This window comes from Mesorhizobium sp. WSM4807, from assembly GCF_055811615.1.
Genome location: NZ_JBVVQY010000122.1, coordinates 1 through 389, shown reverse-complemented (window position 1 = coordinate 389; position 389 = coordinate 1). Strand labels below are relative to the sequence as shown.

Annotated in this window: 1 protein-coding gene; it reads right to left on the bottom strand. The window is 66.6% G+C overall.

Annotated features, from left to right (window positions below; all coding sequences use genetic code 11):
* Window positions 1–389 (bottom strand): ISAs1 family transposase (locus tag AC0L3N_RS33960; RefSeq protein WP_473552068.1); only part of this gene is annotated, 389 nt, incomplete at both ends.

Sequence of the window (389 nt, the reverse complement as noted above, 5' to 3'; positions counted from 1 at the left end):
GTTGCTCTTGTCAGCGACGGCCTCCTGTCCGAGCACGAGACGGGCAGTGGTGGCGAAGGCCGAGACCAGATGCAGCGCGGCCTTGCCAGCGCCGCGATCGTGGCTGCGCCGTGACGTCTTGCCGTCGATGGCGACGAAGTCCGGCTTGTCGGGCCATGTCTGGCGCACCCATGAGGTGAAGGCGGCCGAGAACAGGCCGGGATCGATGCGGTTCATCAGCATGGTCAGCCAGCGCCCGCCCGGCACGCCGTGATGATAGGGCAAGTAGCGGCGCAGGAAGTCGAGACGCGCCGCGCCCCAATCGGCAATCAAATCATAGTCGTCGCAGTCGCAGATCGTGCCGCAGACAACCAGAAGCAGGACTTCCGGCAGCGGATGCGCCACCCGCC